At 42.5% G+C, this 14957-nt stretch carries 16 protein-coding genes; 3 read left to right on the top strand and 13 right to left on the bottom strand.

Translation table 11 applies throughout. The features are described from left to right. The 3 genes from HZA77_08235 to typA all read right to left on the bottom strand — a co-directional run. Positions 1-531, bottom strand: a 531-nt coding sequence (locus tag HZA77_08235) for a hypothetical protein (protein MBI5375409.1), incomplete at its 3' end; no start/stop codon positions are given. Positions 532-610: 79 nt separating this feature from the next. After that, the gene (locus HZA77_08230) at positions 611-2299 is read right to left on the bottom strand and encodes a S8 family serine peptidase (GenBank protein ID MBI5375408.1); all 1689 of its coding nucleotides are present in this window, start codon (positions 2297-2299) and stop codon (positions 611-613) included. A 153-nt stretch (positions 2300-2452) separates the two neighbouring features. Continuing rightward, complete coding sequence (gene typA, locus HZA77_08225; protein MBI5375407.1) at positions 2453-4249, bottom strand: translational GTPase TypA; 1797 nt, start codon at positions 4247-4249, stop codon at positions 2453-2455. A 310-nt stretch (positions 4250-4559) separates the two neighbouring features. Between typA and HZA77_08220 the strand changes: the two genes are divergently transcribed. Next, positions 4560-4745 (top strand): hypothetical protein, encoded by a 186-nt coding sequence (locus HZA77_08220; protein ID MBI5375406.1) that lies wholly within the window; start codon positions 4560-4562, stop codon positions 4743-4745. 195 nt (positions 4746-4940) lie between these two features. On the opposite strand, the gene HZA77_08215 is transcribed toward HZA77_08220, so the two are convergent. The 4 genes from HZA77_08215 to HZA77_08200 all read right to left on the bottom strand — a co-directional run bounded on the left by HZA77_08215 (position 4941) and on the right by HZA77_08200 (position 6856). Further along, complete coding sequence (locus HZA77_08215) at positions 4941-6005, bottom strand: Fic family protein (GenBank protein MBI5375405.1); 1065 nt, start codon at positions 6003-6005, stop codon at positions 4941-4943. Positions 6006-6037: 32 nt separating this feature from the next. After that, positions 6038-6208: a hypothetical protein gene (locus HZA77_08210; GenBank protein ID MBI5375404.1), complete on the bottom strand. Its 171-nt coding sequence runs from the start codon at positions 6206-6208 to the stop codon at positions 6038-6040. A 79-nt stretch (positions 6209-6287) separates the two neighbouring features. Then, positions 6288-6611 carry a nucleotidyltransferase domain-containing protein gene (locus HZA77_08205; protein MBI5375403.1) on the bottom strand — a complete coding sequence of 108 codons (324 nt, stop codon included), beginning with the start codon at positions 6609-6611 and terminating at the stop codon, positions 6288-6290. Further along, positions 6584-6856 carry a hypothetical protein gene (locus tag HZA77_08200; GenBank protein ID MBI5375402.1) on the bottom strand — a complete coding sequence of 91 codons (273 nt, stop codon included), beginning with the start codon at positions 6854-6856 and terminating at the stop codon, positions 6584-6586. The genes HZA77_08205 and HZA77_08200 overlap by 28 nt, the downstream gene beginning before the upstream one ends. A gap of 240 nt (positions 6857-7096) precedes the next feature. On the opposite strand from HZA77_08200, the gene HZA77_08195 reads away from it, so the two are divergent. Continuing rightward, positions 7097-8587 (top strand): DUF4062 domain-containing protein, encoded by a 1491-nt coding sequence (locus HZA77_08195; GenBank protein MBI5375401.1) that lies wholly within the window; start codon positions 7097-7099, stop codon positions 8585-8587. Positions 8588-8648: 61 nt separating this feature from the next. Here the strand turns inward: HZA77_08195 and HZA77_08190 are convergent, their stop codons facing one another. The 4 genes from HZA77_08190 to HZA77_08175 form a co-directional block, all read right to left on the bottom strand. Then, positions 8649-8846: a hypothetical protein gene (locus HZA77_08190; protein ID MBI5375400.1), complete on the bottom strand. Its 198-nt coding sequence runs from the start codon at positions 8844-8846 to the stop codon at positions 8649-8651. A 72-nt stretch (positions 8847-8918) separates the two neighbouring features. Beyond that, complete coding sequence (locus HZA77_08185; GenBank protein ID MBI5375399.1) at positions 8919-9185, bottom strand: hypothetical protein; 267 nt, start codon at positions 9183-9185, stop codon at positions 8919-8921. A 145-nt stretch (positions 9186-9330) separates the two neighbouring features. After that, a complete protein-coding gene (locus HZA77_08180) occupies positions 9331-10623 on the bottom strand; it encodes a TIGR04013 family B12-binding domain/radical SAM domain-containing protein (protein ID MBI5375398.1) in 1293 nt (430 codons plus the stop codon). Positions 10624-10642: 19 nt separating this feature from the next. Beyond that, entirely contained in the window at positions 10643-12199 is a 1557-nt protein-coding gene (locus HZA77_08175; protein ID MBI5375397.1) for a glycosyltransferase family 39 protein, read from the bottom strand. 69 nt (positions 12200-12268) lie between these two features. Here HZA77_08175 and HZA77_08170 point away from each other — a divergent pair, with 69 nt between their 5' ends. Beyond that, positions 12269-13441: a class I SAM-dependent RNA methyltransferase gene (locus tag HZA77_08170; GenBank protein ID MBI5375396.1), complete on the top strand. Its 1173-nt coding sequence runs from the start codon at positions 12269-12271 to the stop codon at positions 13439-13441. Positions 13442-13443: 2 nt separating this feature from the next. Here the strand turns inward: HZA77_08170 and HZA77_08165 are convergent, their stop codons facing one another. Then, complete coding sequence (locus HZA77_08165; protein ID MBI5375395.1) at positions 13444-13743, bottom strand: 4Fe-4S binding protein; 300 nt, start codon at positions 13741-13743, stop codon at positions 13444-13446. After that, positions 13740-14825, bottom strand: coding sequence for an acetyl-CoA synthase subunit gamma (locus HZA77_08160; protein ID MBI5375394.1), 1086 nt, complete (start codon positions 14823-14825; stop codon positions 13740-13742). Before HZA77_08160 ends, HZA77_08165 begins: the two co-directional genes overlap by 4 nt. Positions 14826-14957: the final 132 nt, after the last annotated feature.

The raw sequence follows: 14957 nt of genomic DNA, 5'->3' as shown, positions 1-14957 counted from the left end.
TTCGCCAAGAAGTTTTTCAATCTCTCTTTTGAGCTTAATCATAATGACGCTGTGCCAGCCCGGTATCTGGTCACTCTTGATAAAATCCTTTGACTGCATGGCAATGAATATGTCCGCTTTGTCGAGCTTAGGTCTTATCTCGCGAGGTCCCGGCGAAAACATGGGACACCCCGACATCTTCTCAAGCCCGGGGCAAGGTCCGAAACGAAGTCCTGTTTTTTTCACATAGTCGTCGGAATAAGTGAACATGTTCCTGCACATCTCGCGAATCCTCTGGTCTGTTATTACGAGCTCGGGCGGAAGCCAGTCAACTTTGCCGACAAATTTCCCTCTTGCTTTATCAAGGGAACTTACAAACTCCGGGCTTATCATTTCTTTTAGCTCAGGATACTTATCGAGGATCTTTTTCTTTTCCCTGTAGATTGAAATCTTTTTTGCATTACTACTGTATTTCCTGAATATGTCCGTGTCCGTGACTATAGAGTCATGTATTGCTTCTATCCCATAAGCTATCTGCGGCTCTCCTCTCATATACAGACCTCCAAAATTTATTTTTAAGTTAATTAACTGTAATAAAAAAATCAGAAAGTTGAAAGCAGATTTTGCGGATTTATGGTTTTACTTTGATAGAAAGCTCTTTGGTGATCTCTTTTCCTGGGACACCGCTGTCAGATGCTTTAACAGTAAATGTGTAAATCTGACCGGAAGTTATCTTTGCAGGCTTGCCGCTGATAACTCCGCTCTTGCTCATGGTAAGACCTGAGGGGAGTAACCCGCTTCCGTCAACTATGCTCCAAATCAGCTTATCGCTCTTGCCGGAAGCATTTAATTTAGCGATGTATTTTCTATCCGCCTTTGCCGCTGGAAGTTTTTCCGTTGTAATGGACAGGGCATATTTAAGAGCTGATACGCCGTTGGGAATTCCGTAGCCAAAAGAATTGTCAGGCGAGCTGCTTCTGTCTGATGTGTTTAATATTGCTTCTCGTATCTTGTCCTGAGTCCAGTCAGGGTGGGCTTCAAGCAGAAGTGCTGCAAGCCCTGCGACAAGCGGCGTTGCAAATGATGTGCCGGTTTTATAAAGATATTTATTGTTGTTATTCGGGTCAGCGCAGTATGTTTCAAAACCTCTTGCGACTACGTCCGGTTTTACTCTTCCATCATAAGTAGGACCGCTTCCGCTGTCTTGCCACAAATCCCCGTTTACTTCCACTGCACCTACGGCAATAAGATGTTTTCCATCCGCCGGCGGCATAAGATTTCCGTTTCCCGCAGAATTCACAACGAGAATCCCTTTTTCTGCTGCAATGTTTGCGGCTTTGGTAACAGTTGCTGTCTCGCCGTCAAGGTCCTCAAATGTATAAGATGAACCATCTTCAAAATCATAATAACCAAGGGAACTGCTGATTATCTCCGCTCCCTTCTCATCAGCCCATTCAACTGCCTCAAGCCAGTAGTCCTCTTCAACAGGAAATTCGCTCGCCATATCCTCTGTCTTGGCAAGAAGATATTTAGCGTTATAGGCTGGACCTATCAAATTTCCCTTTTTAAACCCGCCTATCACTGAAAGGACTTCAGTGCCATGAGCATCCTGACCTCCATAGTCTCCCGCTTCATCCGCAGTTTCCCCGTCATCATTTACAAAATCATGTTCATCTATTACTTTAACTGATTTTAATGCTTCATGCGTTGTTTTGAACCCGGAATCAATGACGCAGATTATAACGCCTTTGCCTGAGTATCCCATGTTCTGAAGCGCTGTCACATTTATCTGTTTGAGCTGGCTCTTTGACGAACCGTAAGGAAGCCTGCCTTGTAGGGTGTTTTCGCCTGAGTCTATTAAATTTAGCTGTTTCTTTGGGGGATTGATTATCTTAACTTCTTTGACAAAGGGGAGCTGCTCTATCGCATCAATAATCTCATCTGTAGCTTCTATACTTATTCCATTAAGCCATCTCGTGGTTGCTCTATGCCTTGCGCCTAAAGCAATGACCTTATCAACATAATATTTATTTACGGGGAGATCCCGCTCATCGGCAATATTTGATGGATTTACCTTTGCACGCCTAGCGCGCACATTTTGAGGAAGGCTTTTTACATAGCTTTCTATATCACTTGCAGAAACATTGCCTTTGTCTTTGAAGAACACCCATGTGACAACTGTATTTCTTTTTATTTCAATGTGTTGAGCTGATGTTACAAATGTAATACAATAGCCTAAAAAAAATACCAATAAGCAGATTTTAATTAGATTAATTAAAGAAATATTTCGATGCGTTGCATGGGGGTGAATTGTGATCATTTTTTTCATCCCAATTTTTTACTTCGTCATCCTCGCTTCTTATTTCTGAATCCCAACTTCTTACTTTGTCATCCCCGCGAAAGCGGGGATCCAGAAATTAATAAAAAGAACTGGATTCCGCATCATGTGCGGAATGACATAAAAATAATTTTATTAATTTTTCCTGTTTGCTTCAAGCACCTTTTTTCTAAGTCTCACTGCAAGAGGCGTTACCTCTACAAGTTCATCTTCTTTTATGAACTCTATTGCCTGCTCAAGGCTCATGAGCTTTGGCGGCACTAAAAGTAGATTTTCATCAGAGCCGGATGCCCGCAAGTTAGTAAGCTTTTTCTCTTTTGTAACGTTAACATAGAGGTCGTTGTCCCTTGAGTTCTCACCGACAATCATCCCCTCGTAGACCTGCGTGTTCTCTTTTATGAAAAGATTGCCGCGGGGCTGAAGGTGGAAAAGCGCATAAGTGGTGCTTCTCCCCGGTCTGTCCGCTACAAGTGCACCAGTGTAGCGTTTTGTGATATCCCCCTGCACAGGCTCATATCCGTCAAAAAGATGGTTAAGAAGACCGGTGCCTCTGGTATCAGTTAAGAATTGCGAACGGAAACCTATCAATCCCCTTGAAGGTATCCTGTATTCAAGCCTTACTCTTCCATGTCCGTTGTTCTGCATCTTCAGCATCTTGCCGCGCCTTATTCCAATCTGCTGTGTCACAACCCCTATAAAATCTTCAGGCACATCTATGACAAGAAGCTCCATTGGTTCGTTGACTACTCCTTTTATTTCCTTTGTGATTGTCACCGGCATTGATACTGAAAGAACGTAACCTTCCCTTCTCATCATCTCAACAAGGATTGCAAGCTGAAGCTCACCTCTCCCCATTACATTGAAAGAGTCGGTGTTGCTGAAATCAACCCTTATTGACACATTATATAAAAGTTCTTTTTCAAGCCGTTCACGCAGATTCCTTGATGTGACATATTTTCCTTCCTTACTGGCAAATGGAGATGTGTTAATGGAAAAGACCATTGATATGGTAGGCTCATCAACTTTTATCCTCGACAGAGGCTTCGGGTTTTCAGCATCCGTAATGGTGTCACCTATATTTATCCCTTCAATCCCTGAAAGCGCCACAATATCACCGACAGATGCTGAAGTGAGAGCAACTCTCTCAAGCCCCTGGAACCCATAAAGTGATGTTATCTTTGTCTTAGCTGCTTGCTGCTCATGGCCTGAAGTAAAGGCGACATTGTCACCTACCTTAATAGTGCCTGAAAAAATCCTTCCAATAGCAAGCCTTCCGACATAATCATTATAATCAATATTGGTGACAAGAAGCTGAAGCACAGCGCTATCATCCCCTTCAGGCGCAGGTATTGTTTTGATGATCAGTTCGAACAATACTTTGAAATCATTTGAGCTGTCATCAAGCGAAAGCTTGGAAATCCCAAGCCTTGCATTTGTATAAATTACAGGGAACTCAAGCTGTTCTTCAGTTGCATCAAGGTCAATGAAAAGATCATATATCTCGTTTAAGACTTCCTGTATCCTTGCATCAGGCCTGTCTATTTTATTGACTACGACTATAGGCTTAAGATTGAGCTCAAGGGCTTTTTTAAGGACAAACCTTGTCTGAGGCAGAGGTCCCTCCGAGGCATCCACAAGAAGGAGAACTCCGTCAACCATCTTAAGGGTGCGCTCCACTTCGCCGCCGAAGTCTGCATGTCCCGGTGTGTCGACTATATTTATTTTGACACCGCAATAGTTAATAGCAGTGTTCTTTGCCATTATGGTAATGCCTCTTTCGCGCTCAAGGTCGATGTTGTCCATCACGCGCTCTTTCACTACTTCATGGGAGTTGAATATCCCGGATTGACGAAGCATTACATCCACAAGTGTTGTCTTCCCATGGTCAACATGGGCAATAATAGCTATGTTCCTTAAATCTTCACGTTTCACATTAATTCCTCTTGTATTAAATTAAACCTGCAATTGGCATCAGCATTCAATTATGCCGTGCATCAAAGGAGCAGACTTTTGGGTTTTATCTGAGGGTCTTTAATTCTGGCCGTAGAGAATCACATCTATTTCAAAAAAGCAACACTTCTCTTGGCTATAAAGAAAATTTGACAAAAAAGAGCGCTCCTTGCCACGATAAGACTAGACGGTGTACACATGAAACAGTTAAAATGCTATAATGTAATAAGCGGAGGCTAAAATTCATCTGGAGCAAGGGAACTCTAATCAATCAATAAAAGGAGAAATTCCAATGGCGATGAAAGTTGAAATCAAGGACAACAAGCTTTATATAGAAATTGACATGGACACCCCTCCGAAACCCTCAGCATCCGGAAAAACCCTTGTTGTTGCAAGTACGAGGGGAAATACTGTCACCACTGCAAAAGTAAACGAGAAGCCTGTCATAATCGGATTGAATGCCTATATCAAACCTTAAGAAGAAGATGCTTATCCCCCCTGTTTTCCGTAGGGGCTGTTCCCTAAACATACCTGATATCTTTCCATTTTCTCTGTAGGGACTGTTCCCCAAACAGTCCGTTTATTCTTTTTCTTCCTATGTCAAATCTTTCTCAATTCCTCTTTCCGTAGGAATCGTTTACATCCTCACTGTAAAACACAGAAAACATGTTTATTAAACAATCTTCCTGTATCTCGTGCTTCTTCCCTGCCCAATCTGCTCAATTTTTTTAAGCTGAAGTAATTTTGTCAGCACTTGATTTATGGTTGGTCGAGCGATATTTGTATGATTTGCAATCTCTCTTGGGGTTGCTTCTTCTACTGATAATAAGTAATTCCATACAGCCAATTGCTTTGGTGAAAACAATTTTTCGATATTTTCCCTGGACAGCAAAGCCACAGCCATTTCTGATTGCTTTAGAATGATGTCCAGAAAAAAATGCAGCCACGGAGTAATGTCTTCCGAGCCTGACTTAAACGTCTTTTGACTTTGACGAAGCGATAAATAATAATCAGGTTTGTTGTCCTCAATCAATTTTTCATGGGATACATACGGCATATATAAATAACCTTCCTTTAGCATCAAAAGATTGGTCAAGACTCTTGAGAGCCTTCCATTGCCGTCCTGAAACGGATGGATATTTAAGAACTCCACACTAAAATTGGCAACTATTAAAAGCGGATGGTGTTTTTTCTCAGCGACTGCATTTTGCATCCACTCTACCAACTCCTGCATTTCTTTAGGAGTCAGATATGCTGAAGTGGTATCGAAAAGCACACCAACGGATTTTCCGTCAGCGTCGATCATCTCTACTTTATTTTCAATCTTTTTGTAATCGCCCCTGTGGCGTTCATCTTTTTCAACGTGTTTGAGCAATTCATTATGAAAATGCTTAACAGTGCTTTCTGTAAATTTAATATTTTTCCATGAATTGAAAACATTTTCCAACAATTCATAGTATCCTCGTACTTCCTGCTTGTCCCGGTCAGTAAACTTTTGTACTGAAATACCACGCATTAATTTTTCAACATCTTCATCAGATAATCTGGCGCCTTCAATGCGGGTAGAAGCACCGGTTGAAGTAATCAAAACAGAACGCTTAAGACGTCCCAATATTTGCGGGCTTAACCGCGCTCCAGCTATCCACTGACCTTTTAACTGGTCAATTTGAGTGATTTTCGACCATATTTCAGATGGAATATTGGTTAATCTGGCGTCTAATTTATTGGTTTTATTCATGATATATAATCTTCTATTTTAACTATATAAGATTATATAAGATTAATTGGAGAAGTCAATTTATTGGAACGTATGGGTGCTTTTCCTTTTCCCATCCCTTTTTCTTCTTTGCCATCCCCGCTTCTTATTTTGTCATCCCCGCGAAAGCGGGGATCCAGTATTCTCTCTCTTCCCGTAGGGTGCGTTCCCTGAACGCACCGCATATTTTCCCGTGTTTCCTGTAGGGACTGTTCCCCGAACAGCCCGCTTCTTCTTTTTCAATCCCTTGTTCATCAGCAATATTTATTTTTTCAGTATCTTCTTCCCTGTTCGCTTTATTTCCTCAGCCATCATTCCGCCATTATAAAAGTCTTCAGGCCTGAAAGGCAGAGGCTCAATGCGGGTGTCTATTTTTCTTCTTAGCGGGACAATCCTACGACGGTCATCAAACCTGTTGCCACTGAACGATTCAGAAACCAAAGCAATATCTATATCGCTTTCTGCCTTTGCTGTTCCCTTTGCATATGATCCGAATATTATTGCTTCAGTAATTCTGATATTGTTTTTCTCAAGCTCTTTGATATATCTCTTCGCTATCTTTATGATTGAATCTGTTTCAAAAGCCATTGTTTTAGATACTCTATTTCAGCAATATATTTTGCTGTAAATTTTTTTGTGCATTTTTTCTTAAATAAAAATCTCTCATCCGGATATCTTGCCTCAAGATTGAAATCCGTAATTGTCTCAAGAAGTGCTATCTGTCCGAAAAATAATGCATATGTATAGTCTCTTTTTTCAAAAAGGTGGTTAACTACCTGCCAGTCAGCTTCAGCAGATTTTATCCAATAATTGATTGCTTGTTTGTTATCCATCTTCAATTTTTAAATATAGCACAAAAAATCAAAATTAGGAAAGCTGTTTTCAAAAGGTATCAATGAGTTGTCTGTCCCCCGAACAGCCCGCCCCTCTCATTCTTTTAATTCCGTTCCTTTGGTATTGATAAATTTTCTTTTTGCATGTTAAAGTATTTTAGGTTTTTAAATGGAAGAGTATCAGCTAAAAATTTCATACTTCAAACTTCAAATTGGCTTGTGGTACTTAGGACAAATGACATGAATCCCATTCGCATCTTTATCAGCAGTGTGCAAAAAGAGTTTGCCGAGGAGCGCAAGGCGTTGCGGGAATTTCTCCGGGGAGATCCTCTTTTGCGGCGCTTCTATGATGTTTTTCTTTTTGAAGATATGCCTGCTATTGATAGACGGGCAGACGAGGTCTATCTCCAGGAAGTTGAACGATGCGACATTTACGTAGGACTCTTCGGGATGGAATACGGAAAGGAAGACGACAAAGGTTATTCTCCTACCCATAGGGAATTCGACCTTGCAACGAAGAGCGGGAAACACCGCCTTATTTTTGTCAAAGGCGCTGACGATGGCGGCAAAGCCCCAAAAATGCAAAGCCTTATCAAGGCGGCGGGAACCCAGGTGGTAAGGCGTCGCTTTGTCAGCGCTGCAGAGCTAGTCACCGCAATATACGGAAGCCTTGTTCAATACCTTGATGAACACGAATTGATTCGTTCAGCTCCCTTTGATGCCTCTTTCTGCAGAAATGCCACCATGGCCGACCTGGATGAAGAGAAGATACATACATTTCTGAGTCAAGCCCGACAGGCCAGAGGCTTCCCGCTGTCCGAAGAATCCACATCCATGGAAGTCCTTACTCATTTGAATCTCCTTGATAAAGAAAGGCCGAGCAATGCAGCAGTCTTGCTCTTTGGAATACAGCCGCAGCGCTTCCTTATTTCTTCCGAAATCAAGTGCGCCCATTTTCATGGTGTTGAGGTAACCAAGCCTATTCCCTTTTACCGTATTTACAAAGGAACAGTCTTTGACCTGGTAGATCAGGCTGTTGATTTTGTGCTCTCCAAAATCAATCTTGCTGTCGGAACCCGCGCCCAGAGCGTTCAAGCTCCCGTGGCTTACGAGATACCTCCTGAAGTGATTCGCGAAGCCATTGTCAATGCTGTGGCACATCGGGACTATACAAGCAACGGAAGTGTGCAGGTGATGCTCTTTGCGAATCGGTTGGAGGTCTGGAATCCCGGTACCCTTTCACCGCCTTTGACTCTTGCAAAACTGCGAAAGCCCCACGGCTCCGTTCCCTGTAATCCCTTATTGGCCGAGCCGCTCTATCTTACCAAATACATTGAACGTATGGGCACTGGAACAGGTGATATGATCAAGCGCTGTCGTGATGTCGGCCTTGACGAACCGGAGTTTGCCCTTACAGACGGCTTTGTGGTTACTATCCGAAGAAAGCCTGAACTCGCCTTCAAAGCTGTCGGCGGGATTACCGGGGAAGTCACCGGGGAAGTCACCGGGGAAGTTCAGCGGCTCCTGGCGGTATTGGTTGGAGAGATGAAACGTAAAGACATCCAGGAGGCTTTGGCTCTCCGGCATGAAGATTACTTTAGAGAGGCTTATCTTATTCCGGCGCTGACTGCCGGTATGATCGAGATGACAATTCCCGGCAAACCCACAAGCAGCAAACAGAAATACCGCCTCACCGAAAAAGGGAAACGAATCTTGAAGGAGAAGGAGTGAAGTTTAATGGGAAAAGCAGTGAATTAGACACAAGTAAGCTTTTGATTTTTCAAGACGGTACTTAATCTTCATTGTCATCCCCACTTCTTATTTTGTCATCCCCGCGAAAGCGGGGATCCAGTATTCTCTCTTCCCGTAGGGTGCGTTCCCTGAACGCACCGCATATTTTTCCATTTTTCTTGTAGGGACTGTTCCCCGAACAGTCCGCTTCTTCTTTTCCAATCCCTTGTTCATCAGGTCTTATCCTCACACTTTCCATCAGGATCATGTGAAAAGGTAATAGATCATGCGCATCGCAATCCCCTTTACTCAGGGTCTCTCATTCCTACACCTATAAACAGGTCGGAATCAGAAAAGAAGATTCGCTTAATGGCGTTTCAGGCAAACTGTATTCGTCTTCTAACTTTTTTAATATTCCTTTGGCAAGCAATGAGGACTTTACAATATTTCTGCCTGTTTCAGTCGTAATTATGAATATTTCATCAGGTGTGATATGTGGGTTGTTTACAACGCCTAGATAATAAATTGTTTCAGTTATTATCTGTGGAGTTGTGCCAATAATAAATATGAATGTTTCTTTATATCCTGTCTTTTTCATGCGCCTAATATACTGTTAAGCAATCTACATGATAAGAAAAACAATATTTCCGCAATATTTTTAATTAGCGTCATAAAATATAAGAAATGTTGCTTGTTTGGAATCAAAGACAAAAAATAGAATAAAATGCAATATATTTTTTTACTTAGCTCTGCTTTATCTGAGTATTTTGGAGATATTCTGCAATCTTGCCTGCCATTTGCTCCTGTGCCTGCCAGTCGCCGAAAGCTCTGCCTGATGGCATGAAGCTGTTTACTGCGGCGATGACTTCAGGGCTCACCTTCCCTGCTGGTTCGTTGGCAAACGGGGTTGCGGGGAGAGGTGTGAATGTGTGGGCATGGATGGTTGCATCCATATCTACAAGGTCGCGCATGACTTTTATGGTATCTTGTATGTCATGCGCTGTTTCTCCGGGCATTCCAAAGATGAAATCAACTATCACCATCTTTCCCGCTCCTTTTATTATTCTCGCTGCATTATAGATGTCATCAACAGTATGTCCGCGCCTGCATCGCTCCAGCATTCTTTCACTTCCTGACTGCGCGCCTATAGCAAACCTGTTGTTGTGAGTAAATCGCGTTATCAGTTCCATGCTTTCAGTTGTCACATGCTCTGGTCTTATCTCTGATGGAAAAAAGCCAAAGATTATGCGCCCTGATTTGCCTGATATTTTTCTCACACCTGAGAGAAGCTCATAAATCTTCGCCAAATTGACCTTCCGTCCGTCGGGAGAGCCGTATGAAAGAGCATCGGGCGAGATGAACCTGAATGTTTTCCTCTTCAATTTTTTCATAATCTCAACATACTCAAAAATTGTTTCAACACTCCGGTGACGCGGTTTGCCGGGGAAAATATTCGGCGTCTGACAGTATGAGCAGGAAAACCTGCATCCTCTTGTGATTTCGATTGGTCCGATCTTATTGTATTTCACTGAAAAGGGGGTGAAGCTGTCGAGCTCGAGCGGCGGACGGTGGGCATTGTAACAGACATTTTTTTTATCATCTATATATGCGATCCCTTTTACATCACTTAAGTTCCCATCATTTTTAATTGCGCTAACAATGTCCCGGAGAGTCCCCTCACCTTCCCCCAGCGCTACGACGTCAAACCCCATTGCAAGTGTTCCGGCTGGAGCTCCAGTGGGATGCGGTCCCCCTGCAATACAGTGAATATGCTTTCCATGATCTTTTCTGAGCTTATTAAGCATTCTCTTAATATCCCAGAGCTGGGTTGTGAAAAAAGAAAAACATAGAATGATTTTTTCATGGGATTTAACAAGTTTCTCTGTTGTTTTATAAAGCACATCTTCATCATAGGGGAATACAATATCTATATCCTGCAGCAAGTCTTCACAGCACTCAATGCTACCTGCAAGGGCGTTTATTCCATATCTGTTTTCTTTATTGTAATAAAAAAGAAGTGCAGTATTTTTTTTCACGTCTGTTGATGTTTATATTTCAGGTGGCTTTGTGATCTGCCGGGAAGAGATTTCTGGTTTCTATTGGCAATGCTTCCGGCTTGCATATTATGACCCAGCGGTCAAATGAGAGTTTTGATTGTTTAAACCCTACGCCTGCAAGACGAAGCTCATTGCAAACATAGGCAACAGACTTTACACCCTCGCATATTATCACATGCTGGCGATTTGAAAGAGCGATTTCTTTAATCTCGCTCTTAAGATTTTCAGGCATTACAAAACATGGATAAGGCTTCTTTTTCTTTGTGACCATTTCAAGATTTTCCAGTCCATAGAAGCTCAGCCCTTCATAGTATTCATCGAGAACAATAAACTCATAATTATTAGAACCCGGTAATGATACTGCAATATCACGCCAGAAAGACCTCATGTCCCTCTCTGATGGATAATAAGCCGCTGCCAACTTAAACCCAATCAAAAGGATTACCCATGTTCCAACAAGAACAACATGCTTCGGGAATAATCCGGGACTTCTTTCCTTTTGAGTCTCTAAAGTAACAAGGCTTAGTTTCCTTGCAGTTGCCAGAGAAATAGCAGGGAACAATGGGAGCAAGTAAAGCGGAAGCCTTGAGTTTGCTGCGAGGAGTATAATGAATGGTACAACAAACCATGACATGATAAAAAGGTTCACCGGATTTTTCCTGAAGTCCAGCCACCATGATTTTGGATTTATAAAACACCTCCGGCGCAGAGCGTCTGAATACCATATAAACGACCAGGGAAGAGTACCAAAGAGAAGAACCGGAAGATAAATAAAGGCACCTCTGACGCCCGGGTTCCTGTTATATTTTTCTGAAATAGTTCTCCCTACAACCTGATTGTCAAAGAAATAAGCGATTGCACCGGCCTCTTCCTTGCCTACCATGAAATACCACGAAAGACCGAGGACGCTGAAGATTGCAAAACCTGCCAAGGCCCAGGTGGTTATAAAATATTCGCGCAACTTCCCCCGGAAGAGAAGAAAGGCGAACATACCGGCGGCAGGTATTATGGCTGCAGGCCCCTTGCTGATAAAACCCAGACCAAAAGACGCGCACATAAGGAGTTTCCACATAGATATCTTCGAGGCACCCGGCTTTACGCTTTGCCAGAAAAAGAAAAAGGCAAGAGTTGTCCAGAGAACAAGCGGTGTGTCAGGAGTCACGATGTTTGAAGCAGCAAAGGGAATTATGGTTGTACAATATATTACGCCCGCTATAGTCCCTTCCCTCTTCCCCCACATAGATTTTCCAAGCAGGAAAACAATCACCGTAGTAAGCACAAAGCAAAGTGCTGTGAATGCCCTTGCTCCCAATTCATTTTCACCTAATGCGAACATTCCCGCTGCAATGCCCCAGTAAAGAAGAGGCGGCTTTTCAAGCCATGTCTCGTCATTTAATTTTGGGATAAGGAAATCCCCGGAGCTAAGCATTGTTTTTGCAATTGGGATATAGAACCCCTCGTCAGGGGACCATATTCCTCTGGTCCCCTGAAAAGAGAATGCCAGCACTATCACCACTAAAATCAGTGCAACAATATGTTTTCCTTCTATCACCATTGTAATTTTCCGCCTCTTATGTTCTTATAATTTTTAAATCTTATATAACTATGAGCCTTTTGTCCATATATGCAAAAAAACAAAATCATAATCACATGCGCAAGGAACATTGAGACCTTCCTGAAATCGGAGCTCGCCGTTCTTGGCTTTCCTGTAATCAACACAGCCATAGCTCATGTTGAGACAGAAGGAACAATGGACGACACAATGACGTTCAATTTCCATTTGAGGACAGCCCATCGCGTACTTTTCCTCATATCGGAATTCACAGCCGAGGACCCGGATGAGCTTTACAGAAAATTATTCAAGCTCGATTGGGAAAAATATATTTTCGAGGACGGTTATATAAGCATCACATCTTCAGTTGATAACCCCTATATCAAAGACTCAAGGTTTGCGAATCTTAAATGCAAAGACGCCATCGTTGACCGCATTAACAGGAAATCAGGACAGCGTCCGGATTCAGGTCCTCTGAGAGACCGGGCTGTCATCCATTTATACTGGAAGGAAAATGAGTGTGCTGTTTATCTCGATACCTCGGGCGAATCTCTTTCAAAACGGGGATACAGAAAAATCCCATTAAAAGCTCCGATGCAGGAAACCCTTGCATCAGCCGTTCTTATGGCAGCCGGTTGGAAGGGAGACGGGAATTTTGTAAATCCAATGTGCGGCAGCGGAACACTTGCAATCGAGGCGGCTCTGATTGCGCTTAACAGGGCGCCGGGACTTTTACGGAACAATTACGGGTTCATGCACATTAAAGGCTTCAATGAAAAACTCTGGAATGAGCTTCGCAAAAAAGGAAAAGCCGGCTCGTTAAAAACCCTCAAAGGAAAGATAATCGCAACTGATAAAGACAGGCAAGCCGTCAATGCAGCAAAAAATAATGCTGAAACTGCGGGAGTAGCCCATCTCATAGATTTTGATGTCTGCGATTACGCTGACACTCATCTGCCTGAAGTATCTAAAGATAGTCGAGGAATGGTCATCTTCAACCCTGAATATGGAGAGCGTCTCGGTGACATCAATAAGCTTGAGGCAGTTTATGAGGGGATGGGGGATTTTCTCAAACAGAAATGTAAAGGATACATGGGATATATTTTTACGGGAAACATGGAACTTGCGAAAAAAATTGGATTAAGGGCAAAAAGACGAATCCCGTTTTTTAACAGCACGATTGAGTGCAGACTTCTTGAATATGAATTGTATGAAGGAAGCAGGGACACAAAAAAGGTCAAATGATTTTAGTTCTCAGCCTTTTCCCCGCAACTGCATCCACATCCGCAGGAAGGCTCCCCTCCGCTTATCATGCCGTTTATGATTGCAGCCGCACAGCCAACACCGGCTTTTACAGAAATTGCCCCAAAGGCACAGTTCATTTCGCAGGCGCCGCACTCCATACATAAATCAATGTCAGTGATAGAGGCTTTTTTATTTCCATTTATCATAAAAACCCCGTGAGGACATACCTCCGCACAAATGCCGCACCCTTTGCACAATTCAGGAGAATACTTAAGCGTTGATACATTTGAGATATATTTCATAAAATCTCCATCTGTTCGAGTTTAACCGCGGCGAGCAGGATTATGGATACTACTGCCACAGAAATATATACAGGCATTGCATATTTAATTTCCTTTTTTACTCCTGAGATGTTTGTAAATGTAGTTGCGCCTGTAAACTGTAAAAATATGTAGGAACTTGCTGCCGGATAAAAAATGTATGCAAGCATGTCAGCAGCTATTCCCATATTGGCCGGAACAAAGAATTCAGATTTCACATAAATAGCAGTCATTATAATTCCTAATATCCATCCTTTGACTGCAAATGACCTTGAAGGGATTAATGGAAGAAGAAGCGGCGTTACAAAGCCTCCCGATAAAACTGAAATCAGGCCAAGCATAATAAAGGGCATGCCGAAGGTCATAGCATTCGTTATAGAAAAGCCTGCTCTTCCTACTCCGAACAAAACAACTATTGCCGCAACATATATAAGATATTTTTGAAAGACGAGGCTCAGCTCCATAGGAGTAAGAACCAATCTGTCAGTGAATCCAAATCTCACTGTCCGCATTTCTCTTGTAGCTTTGTAACCTGCTTCAACATAAGAGATAATATCAGTTGCACGCACAGGGCCGTAATAAACATTAAATCCGGTCTTCTCCTTGATGACATGCGCACTTATGCCCGGCGCTCCAAGCTGAGGAACAATTATTCTTCTATGCGATACTACTTTATCAAGCTTATGCTCTGTTATCCTCTTTATCAGTTCTTCGGTTCCGAATGTCCCCTCCCCTGCCGCGCACCAGACATTGATACCTTTTGTGTCTATGACAAGGATCCATCCATTCATGCCATTAAGTGCACTGCGGAGTTTGTTGAAGCTCAATTTATAATTGGCGCTTACAAACACATCTGATTCTGCATCAGGAGAGCCGACGGCGTAAATTCCCGGTTCAATTTTATAATTCATCCTGAATGAATTGAACCTGCACGAGATTTCTCCAAGATAATCCTTATAAGAGAGTTTTGTAGTGACTCTCGGTATATTACCGGCTGGTGATTGGAGATTCCCGCAAGTACAGTCCGGCAGTCTTTTTATCTTATCTGTTAGCGCTGTATTCATGATTTTGTTATATACATCATTCTATTACAATAATCCATTGCCTTTACTTTTTATTTCTGTTTTTAAAATGTAAATTGAGATTGCTGAAAAAATGGTCTTTGCGAGCAAAGCAATCTCGCTCTAGGGAACATG

The sequence above is a fragment of the Candidatus Schekmanbacteria bacterium genome, assembly GCA_016219965.1.
Taxonomy (GTDB): Bacteria; Schekmanbacteria; GWA2-38-11; order GWA2-38-11; family J061; genus JACRJM01.
This window is presented reverse-complemented; position numbering and strand designations above follow the sequence as displayed.